This window comes from Pseudomonas sp. BF-R-19, assembly GCF_019956445.1.
GTDB lineage: Bacteria > Pseudomonadota > Gammaproteobacteria > Pseudomonadales > Pseudomonadaceae > Aquipseudomonas > Aquipseudomonas fluorescens_BH.
Genome location: NZ_JAHBDN010000037.1, coordinates 203,206 through 223,774, shown reverse-complemented (window position 1 = coordinate 223,774; position 20,569 = coordinate 203,206). Strand labels below are relative to the sequence as shown.

At 61.0% G+C, this 20,569-nt stretch carries 19 protein-coding genes; 8 read left to right on the top strand and 11 right to left on the bottom strand.

Going from position 1 to position 20,569, the window contains the following annotated elements:
• Positions 1-6: 6 nt before the first annotated feature.
• Together recG and KGB28_RS07150 are read left to right on the top strand one after the other, a co-directional pair.
• Positions 7-2,082, top strand: a complete 2,076-nt coding sequence (gene recG / locus KGB28_RS07155) for an ATP-dependent DNA helicase RecG (protein ID WP_223443781.1) — start codon at positions 7-9, stop codon at positions 2,080-2,082.
• A gap of 78 nt (positions 2,083-2,160) precedes the next feature.
• The gene (locus KGB28_RS07150; RefSeq protein WP_223443779.1) at positions 2,161-3,564 is read left to right on the top strand and encodes an aminoacyl-tRNA deacylase and HDOD domain-containing protein; all 1,404 of its coding nucleotides are present in this window, start codon (positions 2,161-2,163) and stop codon (positions 3,562-3,564) included.
• Between the two features lie 98 nt (positions 3,565-3,662).
• On the opposite strand, the gene KGB28_RS07145 is transcribed toward KGB28_RS07150, so the two are convergent.
• Complete coding sequence (locus KGB28_RS07145) at positions 3,663-4,046, bottom strand: hypothetical protein (protein WP_008018281.1); 384 nt, start codon at positions 4,044-4,046, stop codon at positions 3,663-3,665.
• 388 nt (positions 4,047-4,434) lie between these two features.
• Between KGB28_RS07145 and KGB28_RS07140 the strand changes: the two genes are divergently transcribed.
• Positions 4,435-4,827: a DUF6124 family protein gene (locus KGB28_RS07140; RefSeq protein WP_223443777.1), complete on the top strand. Its 393-nt coding sequence runs from the start codon at positions 4,435-4,437 to the stop codon at positions 4,825-4,827.
• A gap of 89 nt (positions 4,828-4,916) precedes the next feature.
• Here KGB28_RS07140 and KGB28_RS07135 read toward each other — a convergent pair whose 3' ends face one another.
• From KGB28_RS07135 to KGB28_RS07125, 3 genes are all read right to left on the bottom strand, one after another.
• The gene (locus tag KGB28_RS07135) at positions 4,917-5,192 is read right to left on the bottom strand and encodes an HU family DNA-binding protein (RefSeq protein WP_003195589.1); all 276 of its coding nucleotides are present in this window, start codon (positions 5,190-5,192) and stop codon (positions 4,917-4,919) included.
• Between the two features lie 194 nt (positions 5,193-5,386).
• A complete protein-coding gene (locus tag KGB28_RS07130) occupies positions 5,387-6,535 on the bottom strand; it encodes an NAD(P)/FAD-dependent oxidoreductase (protein WP_218431562.1) in 1,149 nt (382 codons plus the stop codon).
• Positions 6,536-6,553: 18 nt separating this feature from the next.
• Positions 6,554-6,724, bottom strand: coding sequence for a rubredoxin (locus KGB28_RS07125; protein ID WP_007995385.1), 171 nt, complete (start codon positions 6,722-6,724; stop codon positions 6,554-6,556).
• Between the two features lie 199 nt (positions 6,725-6,923).
• On the opposite strand from KGB28_RS07125, the gene KGB28_RS07120 reads away from it, so the two are divergent.
• Both KGB28_RS07120 and ubiA read left to right on the top strand, forming a co-directional pair.
• Positions 6,924-7,487, top strand: a complete 564-nt coding sequence (locus tag KGB28_RS07120) for a chorismate--pyruvate lyase family protein (protein ID WP_223443775.1) — start codon at positions 6,924-6,926, stop codon at positions 7,485-7,487.
• Positions 7,487-8,377, top strand: coding sequence for a 4-hydroxybenzoate octaprenyltransferase (ubiA, locus tag KGB28_RS07115; protein WP_150724876.1), 891 nt, complete (start codon positions 7,487-7,489; stop codon positions 8,375-8,377). Before KGB28_RS07120 ends, ubiA begins: the two co-directional genes overlap by 1 nt.
• A 59-nt stretch (positions 8,378-8,436) precedes the next feature.
• Here the strand turns inward: ubiA and KGB28_RS07110 are convergent, their stop codons facing one another.
• Complete coding sequence (locus KGB28_RS07110; protein WP_223443773.1) at positions 8,437-8,820, bottom strand: hypothetical protein; 384 nt, start codon at positions 8,818-8,820, stop codon at positions 8,437-8,439.
• A gap of 153 nt (positions 8,821-8,973) precedes the next feature.
• On the opposite strand from KGB28_RS07110, the gene phoB reads away from it, so the two are divergent.
• From phoB to KGB28_RS07095, 3 genes are all read left to right on the top strand, one after another.
• On the top strand, positions 8,974-9,663 hold the full coding sequence (gene phoB / locus KGB28_RS07105) for a phosphate regulon transcriptional regulator PhoB (RefSeq protein WP_003229608.1): 690 nt from the start codon (positions 8,974-8,976) through the stop codon (positions 9,661-9,663).
• A gap of 80 nt (positions 9,664-9,743) precedes the next feature.
• On the top strand, positions 9,744-11,030 hold the full coding sequence (gene phoR, locus KGB28_RS07100) for a phosphate regulon sensor histidine kinase PhoR (RefSeq protein WP_257605542.1): 1,287 nt from the start codon (positions 9,744-9,746) through the stop codon (positions 11,028-11,030).
• Positions 11,031-11,153: 123 nt separating this feature from the next.
• On the top strand, positions 11,154-12,494 hold the full coding sequence (locus KGB28_RS07095) for a hemolysin family protein (protein WP_223443771.1): 1,341 nt from the start codon (positions 11,154-11,156) through the stop codon (positions 12,492-12,494).
• 114 nt (positions 12,495-12,608) lie between these two features.
• Here KGB28_RS07095 and KGB28_RS07090 read toward each other — a convergent pair whose 3' ends face one another.
• From KGB28_RS07090 to KGB28_RS07065, 6 genes are all read right to left on the bottom strand, one after another.
• Positions 12,609-13,505 carry a peptidoglycan DD-metalloendopeptidase family protein gene (locus KGB28_RS07090; RefSeq protein ID WP_223443769.1) on the bottom strand — a complete coding sequence of 299 codons (897 nt, stop codon included), beginning with the start codon at positions 13,503-13,505 and terminating at the stop codon, positions 12,609-12,611.
• Between the two features lie 209 nt (positions 13,506-13,714).
• On the bottom strand, positions 13,715-14,617 hold the full coding sequence (locus KGB28_RS07085; RefSeq protein WP_223443767.1) for a response regulator: 903 nt from the start codon (positions 14,615-14,617) through the stop codon (positions 13,715-13,717).
• A 168-nt stretch (positions 14,618-14,785) separates the two neighbouring features.
• Positions 14,786-15,547: a phosphate signaling complex protein PhoU gene (gene phoU / locus KGB28_RS07080; RefSeq protein ID WP_223443765.1), complete on the bottom strand. Its 762-nt coding sequence runs from the start codon at positions 15,545-15,547 to the stop codon at positions 14,786-14,788.
• 111 nt (positions 15,548-15,658) lie between these two features.
• Positions 15,659-16,492 carry a phosphate ABC transporter ATP-binding protein PstB gene (pstB, locus tag KGB28_RS07075; protein ID WP_007971742.1) on the bottom strand — a complete coding sequence of 278 codons (834 nt, stop codon included), beginning with the start codon at positions 16,490-16,492 and terminating at the stop codon, positions 15,659-15,661.
• 171 nt (positions 16,493-16,663) lie between these two features.
• Complete coding sequence (gene pstA, locus KGB28_RS07070) at positions 16,664-18,334, bottom strand: phosphate ABC transporter permease PstA (RefSeq protein ID WP_223443763.1); 1,671 nt, start codon at positions 18,332-18,334, stop codon at positions 16,664-16,666.
• A gap of 15 nt (positions 18,335-18,349) precedes the next feature.
• Positions 18,350-20,383 carry an ABC transporter permease subunit gene (locus KGB28_RS07065; RefSeq protein WP_223443935.1) on the bottom strand — a complete coding sequence of 678 codons (2,034 nt, stop codon included), beginning with the start codon at positions 20,381-20,383 and terminating at the stop codon, positions 18,350-18,352.
• Positions 20,384-20,569: the final 186 nt, after the last annotated feature.

The following is a 20,569-nucleotide window of genomic DNA, read 5'->3' as shown; positions in this document are numbered from 1 at the left end:
ACGGTCATGAGCGAGTTGTCGCAAGTGTCGGTGACGGCACTCAAGGGTGTCGGTGAGGCCATGGCCGAGAAACTGGCCAAGGTCGGCCTGGAAAACCTCCAGGACGTGTTATTCCACCTGCCCCTACGCTATCAGGACCGTACTCGCGTGGTGCCGATCGGCGCACTGCGGCCCGGGCAAGATGCGGTCATCGAAGGCACCGTCAGCGGTGCCGATGTGGTCATGGGCCGGCGGCGCAGCCTCGTGGTTCGGCTGCAGGACGGCACCGGTGGCTTAAGCCTGCGTTTCTACCATTTCAGCAACGCGCAAAAAGAAGGCCTCAAACGCGGCACGCGGATTCGCTGCTACGGCGAGGCGCGGCCCGGTGCCTCGGGGCTGGAGATCTACCACCCGGAATACCGCGCCATCACCGGCGACGAACCACCACCGGTGGATGAAACCCTGACCCCGGTCTACCCGCTGACCGAAGGCCTGACCCAACAGCGCTTGCGCCAGTTGTGCATGCAGACCCTCACCCTGCTCGGCCCCAGCAGCCTGCCCGACTGGCTGCCGAACGAACTGGCCCGCGACTACCAATTGGCGCCGCTGGCCGATGCGATCCGCTACCTGCACAACCCGCCCGCCGATGCCGACGTCGATGAACTGGCCCTCGGTCACCACTGGGCGCAGCACCGTCTGGCCTTCGAAGAACTGCTGACCCATCAACTGTCGCAACAACGCCTGCGCGAAAGCATGCGCGCCCTGCGTGCGCCAGCAATGCCCAAAGCCACCAAGCTGCCGGCCAAATACCTGGCCAACCTCGGCTTCAACCCGACCGGTGCCCAGCAACGGGTCGGCAACGAAATCGCCTACGACCTCAGCCAGCACGAACCAATGTTGCGACTGATCCAGGGTGACGTCGGCGCCGGCAAAACCGTGGTCGCCGCCCTCGCCGCGCTGCAAGCGTTGGAGGCCGGTTATCAGGTCGCGCTGATGGCGCCCACCGAGATTCTCGCCGAGCAACACTTCATCACCTTCAAGCGCTGGCTCGAGCCACTGGGCATTGAAGTCGCGTGGCTGGCCGGTAAGCTCAAGGGCAAGAACCGCGTAGCCGCGCTGGAGCAAATCGCCAACGGCACGCCGATGGTGATCGGCACCCACGCGTTGTTCCAGGACGAAGTGCAATTCAAGAACCTGGCGCTGGTGATCATCGACGAACAGCACCGTTTCGGCGTACAGCAGCGTCTGGCCTTGCGGCAGAAAGGCGTCGGCGGGCGCATGTGCCCGCACCAGTTGATCATGACCGCCACGCCGATTCCGCGCACGCTGGCCATGAGCGCCTACGCCGATCTCGACACCTCGATCCTCGACGAATTGCCGCCCGGCCGAACCCCGGTCAATACCGTGCTGATCACCGACACCCGGCGGGTCGAAGTCATCGAGCGGGTGCGCAGCGCTTGCGCCGAAGGGCGTCAGGCCTATTGGGTGTGCACGCTGATCGAAGAGTCGGAAGAGCTGACCTGCCAGGCCGCCGAAACCACTTTTGAGGACCTCACCGCCGCCCTCGGCGAATTGAAAGTCGGGCTGATCCACGGCCGCATGAAGCCTGCGGAAAAAGCCGCGGTGATGGCCGAATTCAAGGCCGGCAACCTGCAATTGCTGGTAGCGACCACGGTGATCGAAGTGGGCGTCGACGTACCCAACGCCAGCCTGATGATTATCGAGAACCCCGAACGCCTGGGCCTGGCGCAATTGCACCAGCTGCGCGGCCGCGTCGGCCGGGGCAGCGCCGTCAGCCATTGCGTGCTGCTCTACCATCCGCCGCTGTCGCAGATCGGCCGCCAGCGCCTGGGCATCATGCGCGAAACCAACGACGGTTTTGTCATCGCCGAAAAGGATCTGGAACTGCGCGGCCCCGGCGAAATGCTCGGCACCCGGCAGACAGGTTTGCTGCAATTCAAGGTCGCCGACCTGATGCGCGATGCCGATTTGCTGCCCGCCGTGCGGGATGCTGCCCAGGCATTGCTCGAGCGCTGGCCGACCCACGTCAGCCCGCTACTCGACCGTTGGCTGCGTCATGGCCAACAATACGGCCAAGTGTGACAACCGTCACGGTTTCTGAGGCGTGGCCCCAAGCAAGCTGGTTATACTCCCGCAATTGTTTTAGTCCGGATACAGACCATGACCGAAGTTGCCTTCGCACCCGACACCCCGCACGCTCCGTCGGTCATTCGGCTGATGCTGGGCAAATTGGGCATTGCCTACGAAGAAGTGCTGGACCGTCACGGCCTGAATGCCGCGCGCAAAGTGCAGGCCGTTCTGCTGGATGACAGCGTTGGCGTGCTAATGGTGCTGTTCCCGCAGAGCCAATTGCTGGACCTCAATCGCCTCACTGAACTCACCGGTCGCCGCCTCGCCGCCGTACCGACCGAACGCCTGAAAAAAATGCTCGGCAAGCACAATCTCAGCTTGCTGCCGGGCCTACCGGCGCTAACCAGTTCACCGTGCCTGTACGACGCAAGCCTGCTGCGCGAGCCGAAGTTGCTGATCAACTCCGGTGAGCCGGGCGTGCTACTGGAAATTTCCAGCGAAGACTTCAAGACGACCATGCTGACCAAGGCCAGCGCCGCCAACTTCGGCGAAAACCTGACCAGCATCCGTCCGAACCTCAACCGCCCCGATGACGACCGCGAGGAAATCACCCAGGCCGTCCAGGCGTTCACCGCGCGGCGCATCCAGCAGCGTCTGGAAGCGACCATCGAAATTCCGCCGTTGGCCGAAACCGCGCAAAAAATTATCAAGCTGCGCGTAGACCCCAACGCCACCATCGACGACATCACCGGCGTGGTCGAAACCGACCCGGCGCTGGCTGCACAAGTCGTGAGCTGGGCGGCATCGCCGTATTACGCCTCACCAGGCAAGATTCGCTCGGTGGAAGATGCCATCGTCCGGGTGCTGGGCTTCGACCTGGTGATCAACCTGGCGCTGGGCCTGGCCTTGGGCAAAACCCTGAGCCTGCCCAAGGACCACCCGCAACACTCCACGCCGTACTGGCAGCAATCGATCTACACCGCCGCCGTCATCGAAGGCCTGACCCGCGCCATGCCGCGCGCCCAGCGCCCGGAAGCCGGCCTGACCTACCTCGCCGGCCTGTTGCACAACTTCGGCTACCTGCTGCTGGCCCACGTGTTCCCACCGCACTTCTCGCTGATCTGCCGCCACCTGGAGGTCAACCCGCACCTGTGCCACAGCTTCGTGGAACAACACCTGCTGGGCATCAGCCGGGAACAGATTGGTACGTGGCTGATGCGCTACTGGGACATGCCTGAAGAACTGGCCACCGCCCTGCGCTTCCAGCACGACCCGGCCTACGACGGCGCCTACGCCGAATACCCGAACCTGGTGTGCCTGTCGGTGCGCCTGCTGCGCAGCCGTGGCATCGGCTCCGGCCCCGACGAAGACATCCCCGACGCCCTGCTCGAACGCCTCGGCCTGAGCCGCGAAAAAGCCAACGACGTGGTCAGCAAAGTCCTCGAGGCCGAAGTGCTGCTGCGCGAACTGGCTTCGCAATTCACTCAAGGCTGAAAAGCAATCGCGAACAGACTCGCTCCCACAGGATTCAGGTGATCCCTGTGGGAGCGAGCCTGCTCGCGATGAATATCACTCGGTCTAACTGACAGCCCTCAAGCCTTGGGCTTGGCCTTCTTCGGCTTCAAATACTTGGTCAGCCCCTGGAACCAGATCACCAGCGCCGGGTTGCCCTTGATCTGAATCGACTTGTCCTGAATCCCCGTCATGAACGCCAGTTGCTTGTTCTTCGCTTGCATCGTGGCGAAGCCATACGCGGCGTCTTTAAAGGCAATCGCAAACGCAGGCTCGGCATGCACACCCGATTGGCTGGTGATGCGCTGGTCCTTCACACGAAAATGCCGCGCCACTTTCCCGTCCAGGGTCTGCAACTGAAACACCAGGTCCTTGTCACCCAACTGCTGCTGAAACGCCGGATTGGTCCGACTGGCCTTACCCATCAACAAACCCAGCATCCACAGCAGAAAACGAAATTTCATGCGCACAGCCTCAAGAGAAAAATGAACGGCTGGGGCAGTTTAACGGCTTCAGAGGATAACACCAGTATCAAGCTTCATTAGGAGAAGTTCATTACCATTACCTGCACGATGACTACTAAGTCACAATTATCAGCACATCACTCCGGCCACTCCACACGCTACTTCTGCACCTGAAGATACACATTCTGTAGGAGCTGCCGAAGGCTGCGATCTTTTGATCTCCCCACCCTGCAAACCTATCGGAAACTTCCTTCAAAATGCTGCGCTATGCATGAACTAGGCGAGTTTTGGATTCATCGATAACCTCAGATCGTCGACGCCAAAAACGGCGACCGGATGTGCAAGTCCGAAATCGGGAGCAAAACTTCTTAACCAAGGATTTACACCAATGACTCCGATACCCGACGCATCCGAAAACGAAGCCACATCCCCCTACGAATCCCTCGATTCCAAAAAACTCCACGAAGCCGCCGAACGCGCCCTCGATCACTATCTCGCCCCACCAAAACAAACACCAACGAATCGCAGCGGCCAACTCTTCAGCGTCTGCCCGGACATCAATACCGAAGCACTCCTGGCCAACGCCTCGGAAGATTTGCTGTCCATCAGCGCCATCGCCGCGGACCTGGCCGATGATGTAGACGGCTCGCGCCGCTCAGTAGCCCTGGCGATCAGTCGCGTGGCTGAGGGAGCGCATTTGCTGGTAGAGCGGGCGCTGGATCATCTGGATGAGCCGCAAATGGCGGCGATTCTCGCCAAGCAACAAAGCGGGCTCGGCTGATTCGCCACCCACAAAAAATGGGCACCCAACCCTGGTTGGCGTGCCCATTTTTTATTCCACTCCCCCGCTGTGCGGGAGGTGAAAAAGGATTACGGATTAACGCTGTCTTTCAACGATTTGCCTGGTTTGAACGCAACGGTGTTGCTGGCCTTGATTTTGACGGGTTCACCGGTTTGCGGGTTTTTGCCGGTGCGGGCACCGCGATGGCGTTGCAGGAAGGTGCCGAAGCCCACCAGCGTCACGCTGTCTTTGCGGTGCAGGGCACCGGTGATTTCTTCAAGAACGGCGTTGAGAACGCGGTTGGCTTGTTCTTTGGTGAGGTCTGCTTTTTCAGCAATGGCTGCTGCGAGGTCTGGTTTACGCATGTGAGTGAAGCCCCTTTGACGGTTTGTTGTTGTTATGTCCGTGCTGCTCTCTGCGGAGCAGCGCCAAAAGCGCCGCAGGTGCTCTACTCTGCGGCAGACGGGAGTGAGGATGGCACGCAGTGAGGCCCCGCGCCAGTATCGGCGCGGCCATTGTTAGGGCAAAAGGGGGGTGATTCCGACAGAACGACCGGTATTTACGCCAACAGGGCCGGAAGCTCTTTGTTCAGGGCCAGTTTTTCCATCACGGCGGCACCGGTGAGGGCGTAACCGAGCAGCTTGCCCGCAGCATCGCGGCATAAAACCTTGATGTCGGCACCCTGCCCTTCGACTGTCCAGATGCCTTCCGCGCCCCGTGGCGGCGGGGACACCACCAGCGGGCAGACTGGGGTTTTGACGGTGATTGGCATCGGGCCATAGGTGACGGCGGTCGGGTTGCCGGCCAGGGTTTGCGCCAGCGCCCTCGCACAGCTCATCAGGGGCATCACGTACAGCAGGTTCAGCCCGTCGACCTCGGCGCAGTCGCCCAGGGCGTAGATGTTGGCGTGGGAGGTCTTCAGGTGCCGATCGACCATGACGCCACGGCTGACCTGCAAACCGGCCGCTGCCGCTAGGTCGACGCGTGGGCGCAGGCCTATGGCCGAGACCACCACGTCGCACGGGATCACCTGACCATCGGACAGGTGCGCTTCCAGGCCGTCAGCCACGCGTTGCAGGCGGTTGAGTACCGGGCCGAGGTGGAAGCGCGCGCCGAGGCTTTCGAGGCCAGCCTGCACCGCAGCGGCGGCCGCCGGGTGCAGTAGGGTCGGCATGACTTGCTCACACGGTGCAACCAGCTGCACTTCGTAGCCGCCCAGGGTCAGGTCGTTGGCGAACTCGCAGCCGATCAGGCCCGCGCCGAGCAGCAGCACGCGGCGCTTGCCGGCCGCCGCCGCACGAAAGCGTGCGTAGTCTTCCAGGTCGTTGATCGGGAATACGCAGTCCGCCGCGTCGCCTTCGATGGGCACGCGCACGGTTTCGGCGCCCCAGGCCAGGATCAGGTCGCGGTAGATCACCGCTTCTTCACCGATCCAAAGGCGCTTGTGGCCCGGGTCGATGCCGCTGATGCGCGTGTGGGTGCGTATTTCGGCCTTGAGCTGTTCGGCCATGGCGCCGGGTTCGGCCATGCTCAGGCCGTCGGCATCCTTGTTTTTGCCGAAGCCGGTGGAGAGCATCGGCTTGGAGTAGGAGCGCCCATCATCGGCGGTAATCAGCAGCAGCGGGGTTTCGCTATCGAGTTTGCGAAACTCGCGGGCCACGTTGTAGCCCGCCAGGCCGGTGCCAATGATTACGACAGGTGCGTTCATTCCTTACTCCTCAATTATTCAGGCTGCGATTTCGATCATTTCAAAATCCATTTTGCCCACACCGCAGTCCGGGCACAGCCAGTCCGCCGGGACGTCTTCCCAACGGGTGCCCGGCGCAATGCCGTCATCCGGCCAACCGTCGGCTTCGTTGTAGATCAGGCCGCAGACGATACATTGCCACTTTTTCATCAGGTACTTCCTCAGGGTTCAGGCGTTTTGCCGGCCGGACGGTCGATGGTTGCAGCACTGCCGTCCAACTCAGCGCGTTTTGTACTGATCGGGGCCGTCGGATGCAAGCCTGTTCGGCGCAACGGCAGGCCATTTCAATCGATATCGGCGGCTGACATGTTAAGCTCGCCGCCTCATTTGCTGCCAATAATGACTCATTGTGCATCACACAGAATCCCCCTCTCCAGTTCCTCTCTGGCTCTCGCGCAGCGAACTGGCGCCCCTCCCCGATGCCTCCACCCTCGACTGGCTGTTCGACGAAGGCTCGCTGACCAGACGCCTGATACATCTGTCGAATGATGCCTTCAGCGTCTCGCCGATGTTCGAAGGCTGGCAACCCCTGCGTGCCGACGAATGCGCAGCACTGGACCTGGTCGATGGCAGTGAGGGCTGGGTGCGCGAGGTGTATTTGCGCGGTCATGGCCAGGCGTGGGTGTTTGCGCGCAGCGTGGCGTCACGCAGTGCATTGCAAGGCGATGGCCTGCACATGGACGAACTGGGCAGCCGCTCGCTGGGCGAATTGCTGTTTTGCGATCAGGCCTTCCAGCGCCGGGCCATCGAGGTTTGCCATTATCCGCAAGCGTGGCTGCCCGCCGAGGTGCAATCGCCTGAACTATGGGGCCGCCGCTCGCGCTTCGACCGCGGTGCGCTGAGCGTGCTGGTGGCCGAAATATTCCTGCCTTCCCTGTGGGACGCCGCCTGCGCCCAATCGGAGAACCGTTGATGTACCAAAGCCTGCTCAAGTCCTTGAACCGCTTGAACCCTCGGGCCTGGGATTTCATTCAGCTGACCCGCATGGACAAGCCGATCGGCATTTACCTGCTGCTCTGGCCAACACTGTGGGCGCTGTGGATTGCCGGCAAGGGGTCGCCGTCCCTGGCCAACATTGTGATTTTCGTCCTCGGCGTGGTGTTGACCCGCGCCGGCGGCTGCGTGATCAACGACTGGGCGGACCGCAAGGTCGATGGTCATGTGAAGCGTACCGAGCAGCGGCCGCTGGTGAGCGGCAAGATCAGTTCCAAAGAGGCGCTGGTGTTCTTCGCATTGCTGATGGGCGTGAGTTTCCTGCTGGTGCTGTGCACCAATGCCGCGACCATTTGGCTGTCGCTGGGCGGCCTGGCGCTGGCGTTCAGTTACCCGTTCATGAAGCGCTACACCTATTATCCTCAAGTGGTGCTGGGTGCCGCATTTTCGTGGGGGATGCCGATGGCGTTCACCGCAGAAACCGGTGAGTTGCCGGCTGTCGCGTGGTTGCTGTGGATCGCCAACCTGATGTGGACCGTGGGTTACGACACGTATTACGCGATGACCGACCGCGATGACGACCTGAAAATCGGCGTGAAATCCACGGCAATCCTGTTCGGCGACGCGGACCGGGCGATCATCCTGACCCTGCAAGGGCTGGCGTTGGGTTGCCTGCTGCTGGCGGGGTCGAAATTCGAACTCGGTGGCTGGTTCCACCTTGGGTTGCTGGCGGCGGCGGGCTGCTTTGCGTGGGAGTTCTGGTACACCCGCGACAAGGACCGGATGCGTTGCTTCAAGGCGTTTTTGCACAATCACTGGGCGGGCTTGGCGATTTTCGTCGGGATTGTGCTGGACTACGCGTTGCGTTGACCGTTGAAAAGATCGCAGCCCTGGGCAGCTCCTACCGGAGGCTGCGATCTTCTGCAGTGTTACATATGCTCGCGAACGACGTGCCAGACGTCTTTCTTCTTGTCGCCCTTCATTTCTCCGGGTGCCTTGTCGTCCTTGTAGTAGTACAGCGGTTTACCGCCATAGGCCCATTGCATTGTCCCGTCGTCACGCTTGATGACAGACCATTTGCCTTCAGCCTTGGCGCCCGCTTCCGCCTTGAGCGGTGGCCAGTACTCTGCACACTCACCTGTGCAGACCGACGTGCCACCCGTGTCCTTGTCGAAGGTGTACAGGGTCATCCCTTTGTGGTCGGTCATCATGCCGTCTTTCATCATGCCCGGTTCGGCGGCGAAGGCCATCGAAGGCAACGCCAGGGCAGCGGCCAGCAGCAGGGCCTTGATGGATTGCGAGTGTCGATTCATTTGAAGCCTTCCTTTGTGGTTGTCAGGATTCGGACTTAGAGCTTAGTCCAGGATCCAGCCAATCGCCGGTCGACTAAAATACTGTCACACGACTGCAATAATTCCGTTATCTAATGCGGCGCAAGACAGTTAAATGACAAGAGGACTAAGGGCATGGTTGGCAGGAGCATTCTGATCGTCGACGACGAAGCGCCTATTCGCGAAATGATCGCCGTTGCGTTGGAAATGGCCGGCTATGACTGCCTGGAGGCTGAAAACTCCCAGCAGGCCCACGCCATTATCGTCGACCGCAAACCGGACCTGATCCTGCTCGACTGGATGCTGCCCGGCACGTCCGGCATCGAGTTGGCCCGTCGCCTCAAGCGTGATGAACTGACCGGGGACATCCCGATCATCATGCTCACCGCCAAGGGTGAAGAGGACAACAAGATCCAGGGCCTGGAAGTCGGCGCTGACGACTACATCACCAAGCCGTTTTCCCCACGTGAGCTGGTAGCGCGCCTGAAGGCCGTGCTGCGCCGTGCCGGCCCGACCGATGGCGAGGCGCCTATCGAAGTCGGCGGCCTGCTGCTGGACCCGATCAGCCACCGCGTGACCATCGACGGCCGTCCTGCCGAGATGGGCCCGACCGAATACCGCCTGCTTCAATTCTTCATGACCCACCAGGAGCGCGCCTACACTCGTGGCCAGTTGCTGGATCAGGTCTGGGGTGGCAACGTCTACGTCGAAGAGCGTACGGTCGACGTGCACATTCGACGCCTGCGCAAAGCCCTCGGCGATGCTTACGAAAATCTGGTACAAACCGTGCGCGGCACCGGTTACCGCTTTTCTACCAAAGCCTGACCCGGACCTTTACCGCCCGACAAGCTGACAAGGACGCGCGTCAAGTGAACCAAAACTGGCATGGCACCCTTATTCGCCACATGCTGCTGCTGGTCACCGCCTGCTTGGTGATCGGCCTGATCACCGGCTATTACGGCTGGAGCCTCGCCGCAGGCCTGGGTCTTTACCTGGCCTGGACCCTCAAGCAACTGCTGCGTCTGCACGAGTGGCTGCGCCTGCACAAACCCGATGAAGCGCCACCCGACGGCTATGGCCTGTGGGGCGAGGTGTTCGACAGCATCTACCACCTGCAACGCCGCGACCAACGGGTACGTGGGCGCCTGCAAGCGGTGATCGACCGGGTTCAGGAATCCACCGCCGCGCTCAAGGATGCGGTGATCATGCTCGACTCCGACGGCAACCTGGAATGGTGGAACCGCGCCGCCGAAACCCTGCTGGGCCTCAAGACGCCACAGGACAGCGGCCAACCGGTGACCAACCTGGTGCGCCATCCGCGCTTCAAGGAATACTTCGAGCAAGACAGTTACGCCGAGCCGCTGGAAATCCCTTCGCCGACCAACGACCGCGTGCGCATCCAGCTGTACATCACCCGTTACGGCAACAACGAACACTTGATGCTGGTGCGCGATGTAACGCGCATCCATCAGCTTGAGCAAATGCGCAAAGACTTCATCGCCAACGTTTCCCATGAACTGCGCACACCGTTGACGGTGATCTGCGGTTACCTGGAAACCTTGCTCGATAACGTCGACGAGGTGAACCCGCGCTGGGGCCGTGCCTTGCAGCAGATGCAGCAACAAGGCGGACGCATGCAGACCCTGCTCAACGACCTGTTGTTGCTGGCCAAGCTGGAAGCCACCGATTATCCGTCGGACAACCAGCCGGTGCCGATCGACGGCTTGCTGCAATCGATCAAGAGCGACGCGCAGCAGTTGTCCGCCCAGAAAAACCAGAAAATCACCCTGGAAGCCGACCCGACGATTCTGCTCAAGGGCAGCGAAGCGGAGTTGCGCAGCGCGTTTTCCAACCTGGTGTTCAACGCGGTGAAATACACCCCGGCCGAAGGCAATATCCGCATTCGCTGGTGGGGCGATGACCAGGGGGCGCACCTGAGCGTGCAGGATTCCGGGATCGGCATCGATGCCAAACACCTGCCGCGCCTGACCGAACGCTTCTACCGCGTCGACTCCAGCCGCAACTCCAACACCGGCGGCACCGGCCTGGGGCTGGCAATCGTCAAACACGTCTTGTTACGGCATCGGGCACGGATGGAAATCAGCAGCGTACCGGGCCACGGCAGCACCTTCACCTGCCACTTTGCCCCGGCCCAGGTCACCAAATCACGGGTTATCAGCACCGCCGATTGATACCGGCCAGCACGCGCCACTAGGCAACCGCCCAGTCAGCCGCTACATTGGCTGACTTGCGCCTGCCTTTCAGGCGCAGTTTTTTCTTTCCTCTCGAATATACGGAACCCGCAAAACTCCATCATGGACCCTTCCCCTGGCTTGACCCTCGCTACAATTTTCGCCGACTTCGGCATGATTCTTTTTGCTCTGATCCTGGTTTTGCTCAACGGATTTTTCGTTGCGGCGGAATTTGCCATGGTCAAGCTGCGCTCGACCCGGGTCGAGGCCATCGCTGACAAAAACGGCTGGCGCGGGCACATCCTGCGTACCGTGCACAGTCAGCTCGATGCTTACCTGTCTGCCTGCCAATTGGGTATCACCCTCGCCTCCCTGGGCCTGGGTTGGGTCGGTGAACCCGCGTTTGCCCACATTCTTGAGCCGGTGTTGAGCGCGGTCGGCGTCGAGTCGGCCGAAGTGGTCAAAGGCATCTCGTTCTTCACCGCCTTCTTCATCATTTCGTACCTGCACATCGTGGTCGGCGAACTGGCCCCCAAATCCTGGGCGATCCGCAAACCCGAATTACTGTCGCTGTGGACCGCCGTGCCGCTGTACCTGTTCTACTGGGCCATGTACCCGGCCATTTACTTGCTCAACGCCAGCGCCAACCAGATCCTGCGCATTGCAGGGCAAGGTGAACCCGGCCCGCATCACGAGCATCACTACAGCCGCGAAGAACTGAAACTGATCCTGCACTCCAGCCGTGGCCAGGACCCGAGCGACCAAGGCATGCGTGTCTTGGCCTCGGCGGTGGAAATGGGTGAACTGGAAGTGGTCGACTGGGCCAACTCCCGCGAAGACCTGGTGACCCTGGAGTTCAACGCGCCGCTCAAGCAGATCCTGGCGATGTTCCGTCGCCACAAGTTCAGCCGCTACCCGGTGTACGACAGCGAACGCCAGGAGTTCGTCGGCCTGCTGCACATCAAGGATCTGCTGCTGGAACTGGCAGCGCTGGACCACATTCCCGAGTCGTTCAACCTCGCCGAACTGACCCGCCCGCTGGAGCGCGTGTCGCGGCACATGCCGCTGTCGCAGTTGCTGGAACAGTTCCGCAAGGGCGGCTCGCACTTCGCCGTGGTCGAAGAGGCTGACGGCAACATCATCGGCTACCTGACCATGGAAGACGTGCTGGAAGTGCTGGTGGGCGACATCCAGGACGAACACCGCAAGGCCGAACGCGGGATCCTCGCGTATCAGCCGGGCAAGCTGCTGGTGCGGGGCGATACGCCGCTGTTCAAGGTTGAGCGACTGCTGGGCATCGACCTCGACCACGTCGAAGCCGAAACACTTGCCGGGTTGGTCTACGAGAGCCTCAAGCGGGTTCCCGAAGAGGAAGAGGTGCTGGAAGTCGAAGGCTTGCGGATCATCATCAAGAAGATGAAAGGGCCGAAGATCGTTCTGGCCAAGGTGTTGATGCTGGACTGATCGAAATATCCGGATTCGAGTCGATGCCATCGCGAGCAAGCTCGCTCCCACACTGGAATGCATTTCAACTGTGGGAGCGAGCCTGCTCGCGAAAGCGTCAGACCAGACAACGCCTCACTGCTTGCCCAACGCAAAGTTAGGCAGCGCGCCCACCGGCTGGTTGAACTGGTACGGAATCGAGACCAGCCCCAGCCCGGTATTGCGCTGCACCACGAAGTGCAAATGCGGCCCGGTGCTGTTGCCGGTGTTGCCGGACAACGCCAGCGCACTGCCGACCGTTACCCGCTGACCTTCCCGAACGCAGACCGAGCCTTTCTTCAGGTGCAGGTAAACACCCATGGTCCCGTCATCGTGCAGCACCCGCACGAAATTGCCGGATGCGTCGGTGCCGCGCCCGCTTTGCCTGTTCTCGGTCTTCACCACCACCCCGCCTCGCGCGGCAATGATCGGCGTGCCCTCAGGCATTGCGATGTCTATGGCGTAACGGCTCTTGGGCCCGAAGTGGCTGTAGGGGCCATTGGCGCCCTGACTGATCCGGAACGGTCCGCCACGCCAGGGCAACGGGTACCGATAGCCCACCGTGGGCCCTGAGGGGTCGCCCAGGGAATACTTGAACTTCGGGACGTACGCGAGGGGCCTTCCACCTTTAGCCGCCGTGAGCTGCGCCAGGCGAACGCTGCTGCGTAGCGGTATCACACGCCGAATCGTCCGCCCCGGCACTCCGCTGGCGTTCTTTACCCCGGCAAAACTCAATTCGACTTCTACCGGCGCATACAGGTCATTGCGCACGTACACGCTGTGCACACCGTTCTTCTTCATGATGATAAGGCGCACCTGACGCTCGAGGTGCTCGACCATACCATCGCGAAAAACGAACACATGGGCGCCTTTGCTGGGGCGGTCGCTGTAGGAAACCACGCCATAGGCATCTTTGGATTTGTAGATGGTCATGGCCATGGCCGAGGTGGCGACCATGAACAGGCCACATAGAAGCAGCAGGCGCGAGAACATGAGCAAGGATTCTGTCGAGTGAGAACTGGGATTGAGCCTAGCAGCTGCAATGGACCCGGGTAGTCGGCAGATGTTTCAAAATGGGCCGTTCAGAAGATTTTCGGCAAGGCCAATGGACCCTTCGCGAGCAAGCCCGCTCCCACATTGGAATGCATTTCAAATGTGGGAGCGGGCTTGCTCGCGAAGGCGAACTCGCAGACGGCGCTGGATCAAGCGCCAGGAATAAAGTGCTTCTGCGCCGTACCACACGCAATCAGGCGCGAAATGTAATCGAGCTTCTGCGCATCCTGGTCGACAAAGCGGAAGGTCAGTTGCAGCCAGTCGCTGTCGGGCTTCGGTTCGTGGGCCACGACGGCGTGCAGATAGCCGTTGAGGCGGGCGACTTCGGCGTTATCGCCCTGCTCCAGGTCCAGCACGGCGCTGTCGAGGATCTGCGGCAGGGTCTCGGTACGCTTGACCACCAACAGGGCTTCCTTGAGGCTCAAGGCCTTGATCACACATTGCGCAATGCCGTTCGGCAAACGCAGTTGACCCTGGCCACGGCCACTGGTGGGTGCCGAAGAGGCCGCAGGCGCCTTGACCGGCGGGCTGTTGAGCAAACCTTTGGACGGTGCGGGTGCGACCAGTGGCGTGACGACGGGCGCCTTGCCACCGGTCAAGGCGGCGAGGGAGTCGTTACCGAATGCCGGACTCGTTTTGGTCGCGGCTACGTTGATCAAGGCGTCGAGCTTGCCGACCTTGTGCAACGCCTGCTTGACCTTGGTGATCAGTTGCTCGTTGGTGAACGGCTTGCTGACGTAACCGGAAACCCCGGCCTGGATCGCCTGGACAACGTTCTCCTTGTCGCCACGGCTGGTCACCATCACGAAGGGCATGGCCTTGAGATTGTCCTGCTCGCGGCACCAGGTCAGCAGCTCCAGGCCAGACATTTCCGGCATTTCCCAGTCGCACAGGACCAGGTCGAAGGCTTCCTTGGCCAGCATGGCCTGGGCCTTTCTGCCGTTGATCGCATCTTCGATCCGCATGCCCGGGAAATAATTGCGCAGGCACTTCTTCACCAGGTCACGAATGAACGACGCGTCGTCCACGACCAACACACTGACCTTACTCATCCACCACCCCTTTAAAAATCCAGGCCAGCATACCGCCTTACTGATGGCACATTGCCAAAAAACCTTCAGTCACGCCGGACTTTTCGTTCGCGGGGTGCTGCTTATCGAATTCGTGAAGCACAAACAAAAACGCCCGGCCAAAAGGCCGGGCGCTTTACTTTGGCAACCTTACTTATCGTCAGTTTTGCCCGGAACATTAGCGCTTTCGCCGGTTGTTCCTTCGACTTCTTCCTTCATGCGCTTGAGACCCAGGTGCCGCACGTCGGTGCCGCGTACCAGGTAGATCACCAGCTCCGAGATATTGCGCGCGTGGTCGCCGATACGCTCCAGCGAACGCAGTACCCAGATAATGCTCAGAACCCGCGAAATGGAACGCGGGTCTTCCATCATGTAGGTGGCCAGTTCTCGCAGGGCGGTCTTGTATTCGCGGTCGATGATCTTGTCGTACTGCGCCACCGACAAAGCCAGATCGGCGTCGAAACGGGCAAAGGCGTCCAGTGCATCGCGGACCATGTTGCGTACTTGGTCACCGATGTGGCGCACTTCCACATAACCACGCGGCGCTTCGCCTTCTTCGCACAGCTGGATGGCGCGACGGGCGATCTTGGTCGCTTCGTCACCGATGCGCTCCAGGTCGATCACCGACTTGGAAATGCTGATGATCAGGCGCAGGTCGGAAGCTGCCGGCTGACGACGGGCCAGAATGCGCAGGCATTCCTCGTCGATGTTGCGTTCCATCTGGTTGATCTGGTCGTCGATCTCGCGCACCTGCTGGGCCAGGCCGGAGTCGGCCTCGATCAGCGCGGTCACCGCGTCGTTGACCTGTTTCTCGACCAGCCCGCCCATGGCCAGGAGGTGGCTGCGCACTTCCTCCAATTCGGCGTTGAACTGCTGGGAGATGTGGTGTGTAAGGCCTTCCTTAGAAATCATGTCGTCTGCTCCGCAAAAGCTGTGAGCTGCAAGCTACAAGCTGCAAGCTGATGTATGTCGTACCCAAACCGCTCTGACTTGCCGCTTGAAGCTTGCGGCTCGTGGCTGCTGCTAGCCATAGCGACCGGTGATGTAGTCTTCGGTCTGCTTCTTCGCCGGATTGGTGAACAGGGTATCGGTGTCGCCGAATTCCACCAGCTTGCCCATGTACATGAACGCGGTGTAGTCGGACACCCGCGCCGCCTGTTGCATGTTGTGGGTCACGATGACGATGGTGAACTTGGATTTCAGTTCGTAGATCAGCTCTTCGACTTTCAACGTGGAGATCGGGTCGAGTGCCGAGCACGGTTCGTCGAGCAGCAGCACTTCCGGCTCAACGGCGATGGTGCGGGCGATCACCAGACGCTGCTGCTGACCACCGGACAGGCCCAGTGCCGACTCGTGCAGACGATCCTTGACCTCGTCCCACAATGCCGCGCCTTTCAACGCCCACTCGACGGCTTCGTCGAGGACGCGCTTCTTGTTGATGCCCTGGATGCGCAAACCGTAGACCACGTTTTCGTAGATGGTTTTCGGGAACGGGTTGGGTTTCTGGAACACCATGCCGACGCGACGACGCAATTCGGCCACGTCTTCGCCCTTGCGGTAGATATTGTTGCCGTACAGGTTGATCTCGCCTTCAACGCGGCAGCCGTCAACCAGGTCGTTCATGCGGTTGAAGGTACGCAGCAGTGTCGACTTGCCACAGCCGGACGGGCCGATGAAGGCGGTCACGCGCTGTTTCGGGATGTTCATGCTGACGTCGTACAGCGCTTGTTTTTCGCCGTAGAACAGGCTCAGGCCCGGCACTTCGATGGCTACGGTTTCCTGCTCGAGGTTCAGGCTCTGCTTGTCGCGACCCAGCGCCGACATGTTGATGCCGTGGGTATGTGCTTCGTGCTGCATGGGAGGCTCCCTGTGCTAACAAATTCGGTTCGGAACGCCGCTTCGCGGCATGCCCAATAATGTCCGGTTGGACGCGTTCTACTGTGGGAGCGGGCTTGCCCGCGAAGGGGCCATCACGGCCGCCAAAAGCTTCGCGAGCAAGCCCGCTCCCACAAGGTCCGCGCCGACCAATTAACTATCCAGCGCCTTGTACTTCTCGCGCAGGTGGTTACGGATGTACACCGCCGACAGGTTCAATGTCGCGATCACCAGCACCAGCAGCAGCGCCGTGGCGTACACCAGCGGTCGTGCGGCTTCGACGTTCGGGCTCTGGAAGCCGACGTCATAGATGTGGAAACCCAGGTGCATGATCTTCTGGTCCAGGTGCAGGTACGGGTAGTTACCGTCCACCGGCAGCGACGGCGCCAGTTTCACCACACCCACCAGCATCAGCGGCGCCACTTCACCCGCGGCGCGAGCCACGGCGAGGATCATGCCGGTCATCATCGCCGGGCTGGCCATCGGCAGCACGATCTTCCACAAGGTTTCAGCCTTGGTCGCACCGAGGGCCAACGAGCCTTCACGCACGGTGCGAGGAATCCGCGCCAGACCTTCCTCAGTGGCCACGATCACCACCGGCACCGCCAGCAACGCCAGGGTCAACGAAGCCCAGAGCAGACCCGGTGTACCGAAGGTCGGTGCCGGCAGTGCTTCCGGGAAGAACAGACGGTCGAGCGAGCCGCCCAGCACGTAGACGAAGAAACCCAAACCGAACACGCCGTAAACGATGGCCGGAACACCTGCCAGGTTGTTCACCGCGATACGGATGATTCGGGTCAGTGCGTTCTGCTTGGCGTATTCACGCAAGTAAACCGCCGCCAACACGCCGAACGGAGTCACGATCATCGCCATGATCAGGGTCATCATCACAGTGCCGAAAATCGCCGGGAAAATCCCGCCTTCGGTGTTCGCTTCACGCGGGTCGTCGGACAGGAACTCCCAGATCTTGCTGAAATAGAAACCGATCTTGGTGAAGGTGTTCATGGCGTTCGGCTGGTAGGCGTGAACCACTTTGCCCAGACCGATTTCGATTTCTTTGCCATTGGCGTCGCGGGCTGTCAACGCGTCGCGGTTGAACTGTGCATGCAAGTCAGTCAGACGTGCTTCGACATCCTGATAGCGGGCGTTCAGCTCAGCGCGCTCGGATTCCATGTCCGCTTGTGCGGTGGCGTCGAGTTTGCCTTCCAGCTCCAGCTTGCGGCCGTGCAGACGGATGCGCTCCAGACCTGCGTTGATCGCACCAATATCACTCTTTTCCAGTGACTTCAGTTGCGCAGCAAGCTTGTTCACGCGGTCGATCCGCGCTTGCAGCTCAGGCCATGCCGCTTCGCCCTCGGCGATGACCTTGCCGTCCTGTTTGACGTTAACGAGGTAGCCGTAAAAGTTGCCCCACTCGCGACGCTCGATGGCCATCAACTCGACCGGGGTGGTCTGGTTGGTCAGCCACTCGCCGACGATCCAGGTGAAATCGTTGCCGTTCAGGTCACGGTTGCCAACCTTGATCAGCTCGCGGGTCATGAATTCCGGGCCCTGATCGGGCACCGGCAGACCGGCACTTTTCAGACGGGCGCGCGGCACTTCTTCTTTCTGCACCACCTCACCGACGACCAGATGCTGGGCCTGGCCCGGCACGTCGTAGCTGGCGTGGATCAGATCCGCCGGCCAGAAGTGACCCAGGCCACGCACGGCAATCACTGCCAGCAGGCCAATGGTCATGATGACCGCGATGGACACCGCGCCACCGCTGATCCAGACGCCGGGGGCGCCGCTCTTGAACCATCCTTTCAGGGAGTTCTGTTTCACAGACTTCTACCTTTCTTAAAGCGACGAGTATTTCTTGCGCAGACGCTGACGAATCAGTTCTGCGAGGGTGTTCATGACGAAGGTGAACAACAGCAGCACCAGCGCCGAGAGGAACAGCACGCGGTAGTGGCTGCCGCCGACTTCCGATTCGGGCATTTCCACCGCGACGTTGGCTGCCAGGGTGCGCAGGCCTTCGAACAGGTTCATTTCCATGACCGGGGTGTTACCGGTGGCCATCAACACGATCATGGTTTCACCGACCGCACGGCCCATGCCGATCATCAGCGCCGAGAAGATACCCGGGCTCGCGGTGAGGATCACCACGCGGGTCATGGTCTGCCACGGCGTGGCACCGAGGGCCAGGGAGCCCAGGGTCAGGCCGCGAGGCACGCTGAACACGGCGTCTTCGGCGATCGAGTAGATGTTCGGGATGACCGCGAAGCCCATGGCCAGGCCTACCACCAGGGCGTTGCGCTGGTCGTAGGTGATGCCCAGGTCGTGGGAGATCCACATGCGCATGTCGCCACCGAAGAACCAGTTCTCCATGAACGGGCTCATGTACAGCGACAGCCAGCCCACAAACAGGATCACCGGAATCAGCAGCGCACTTTCCCAGCCATCCGGGACTTTCAGGCGAATCGACTCAGGCAGTCGGCTGAAGGTGAAACCGGCGACCAGGATGCCGATCGGCAGCAACATCAGCAGGCTGAAGATGCCCGGCAAGTGCCCTTCCACATAGGGTGCGAGGAACAGACCGGCGAAGAAACCGAGGATCACCGTCGGCATCGCTTCCATCAGCTCGATCACCGGCTTGACCTTGCGGCGCATGCCCGGGGCCATGAAGTACGCGGTGTAGATCGCAGCGGCAACCGCCAGCGGCGCAGCCAACAGCATCGCGTAGAACGCGGCTTTCAGGGTGCCGAAGGTCAGCGGCGACAGACTCAGTTTCGGTTCGAAATCGGTGTTGGCCGCAGTCGATTGCCAGACGTATTTAGGCTCGTCGTAGTTCTCGTACCAGACCTTGCTCCACAGCGCGCTCCACGAGACTTCCGGGTGCGGGTTGTCGAGCAGCAGCGGGTGCAACTTGCCGCCAGCTTCCACGATTACGCGGTTGGCACGAGGCGACAGACCAAAAATGCCCTGGCTTTCAGCGACCGGCTCCACCAGCAAGGTGCGGTGGGCGGTGCTGTGGAACACGCCGAGCTTGCCGGAAGCGTCGAGGGCGACGAAGCCCTTGCGGCGTTCTTCGGCAGTGATTTCAACGATAGGCGTGGTACCCATCTGGAAGGTGCGGATCTGCTTCAGGCGTTGCTCGCCATCCGGGTCGCGCGCCATGAACCACTGGGCCAGGCCACCCTTGGAGTCACCGATGATCAGCGAGATGCCGCCCACCAGCTGGGTGCTGGCGGTGACTTCGGTTTCGCCGTTTTCCGCCAGTTTGTAGCGACCGTTGAGGCTCTTGTCGCGCAGGCTGAACACGTCGGCCTGGGCACGCCCGTTGATCACGTACAGCCACTGCTGACGCGGGTCGACGAAGATACTCTTCACCGGCTCGTTCATCTGCGGCAGTTCGATGCGCTTTTGCTCGTTGGTGACTTCGCCGGTCATCATGTTCTCTTCGCTGGTCAGCGACAGGACATTGAGTTGCGAACCGGTGGAGCCGACCAGCATCAGGGTCGAATCGTTGGCGTTGAGGCTGACGTGCTCCAGCGCACCGCCGGCTTCGTTCACCGCGATTGGCGCTTCGCCATACGGGTACTCGATGGCCGGGGTGATGGTTTTCTTGCCATCCGGGTAGCTGACTTTATAGGTGTGACGGAACACCAGGGCCTGGCCGTTGGACAGCCCCACAGCCACCAGCGGGTGACCTGGCTGGTCTTCACCGATGGAGGTCACGGTGGCGCCGGCCGGGATCAACAGATCGACGCGCTTCAATTCAGCGCCACTGTCGATGTCGAAGAACAATGCCTGGCCCTTGTCGGATACCCGCATCGCAACCTGGTTCTGCTCTTCCAGGGAGATCATCAGCGGCTTGCCGGCGTCTTGCATCCAGGCGGGCGTGATGGCGTCCTTGGACGTCAGGCTGGCACCCTGGAACAGGGGCGCGACGACGTAGGCAAGAAAGAAGAAGATCAAGGTGATCGCGCCCAGTACAGCGAGGCCGCCAACGAGGACGTACCAGCGGGTCAGGCGATCTTTGAGCGCGCGAATGCGGCGCTTGCGTTGCAACTCAGG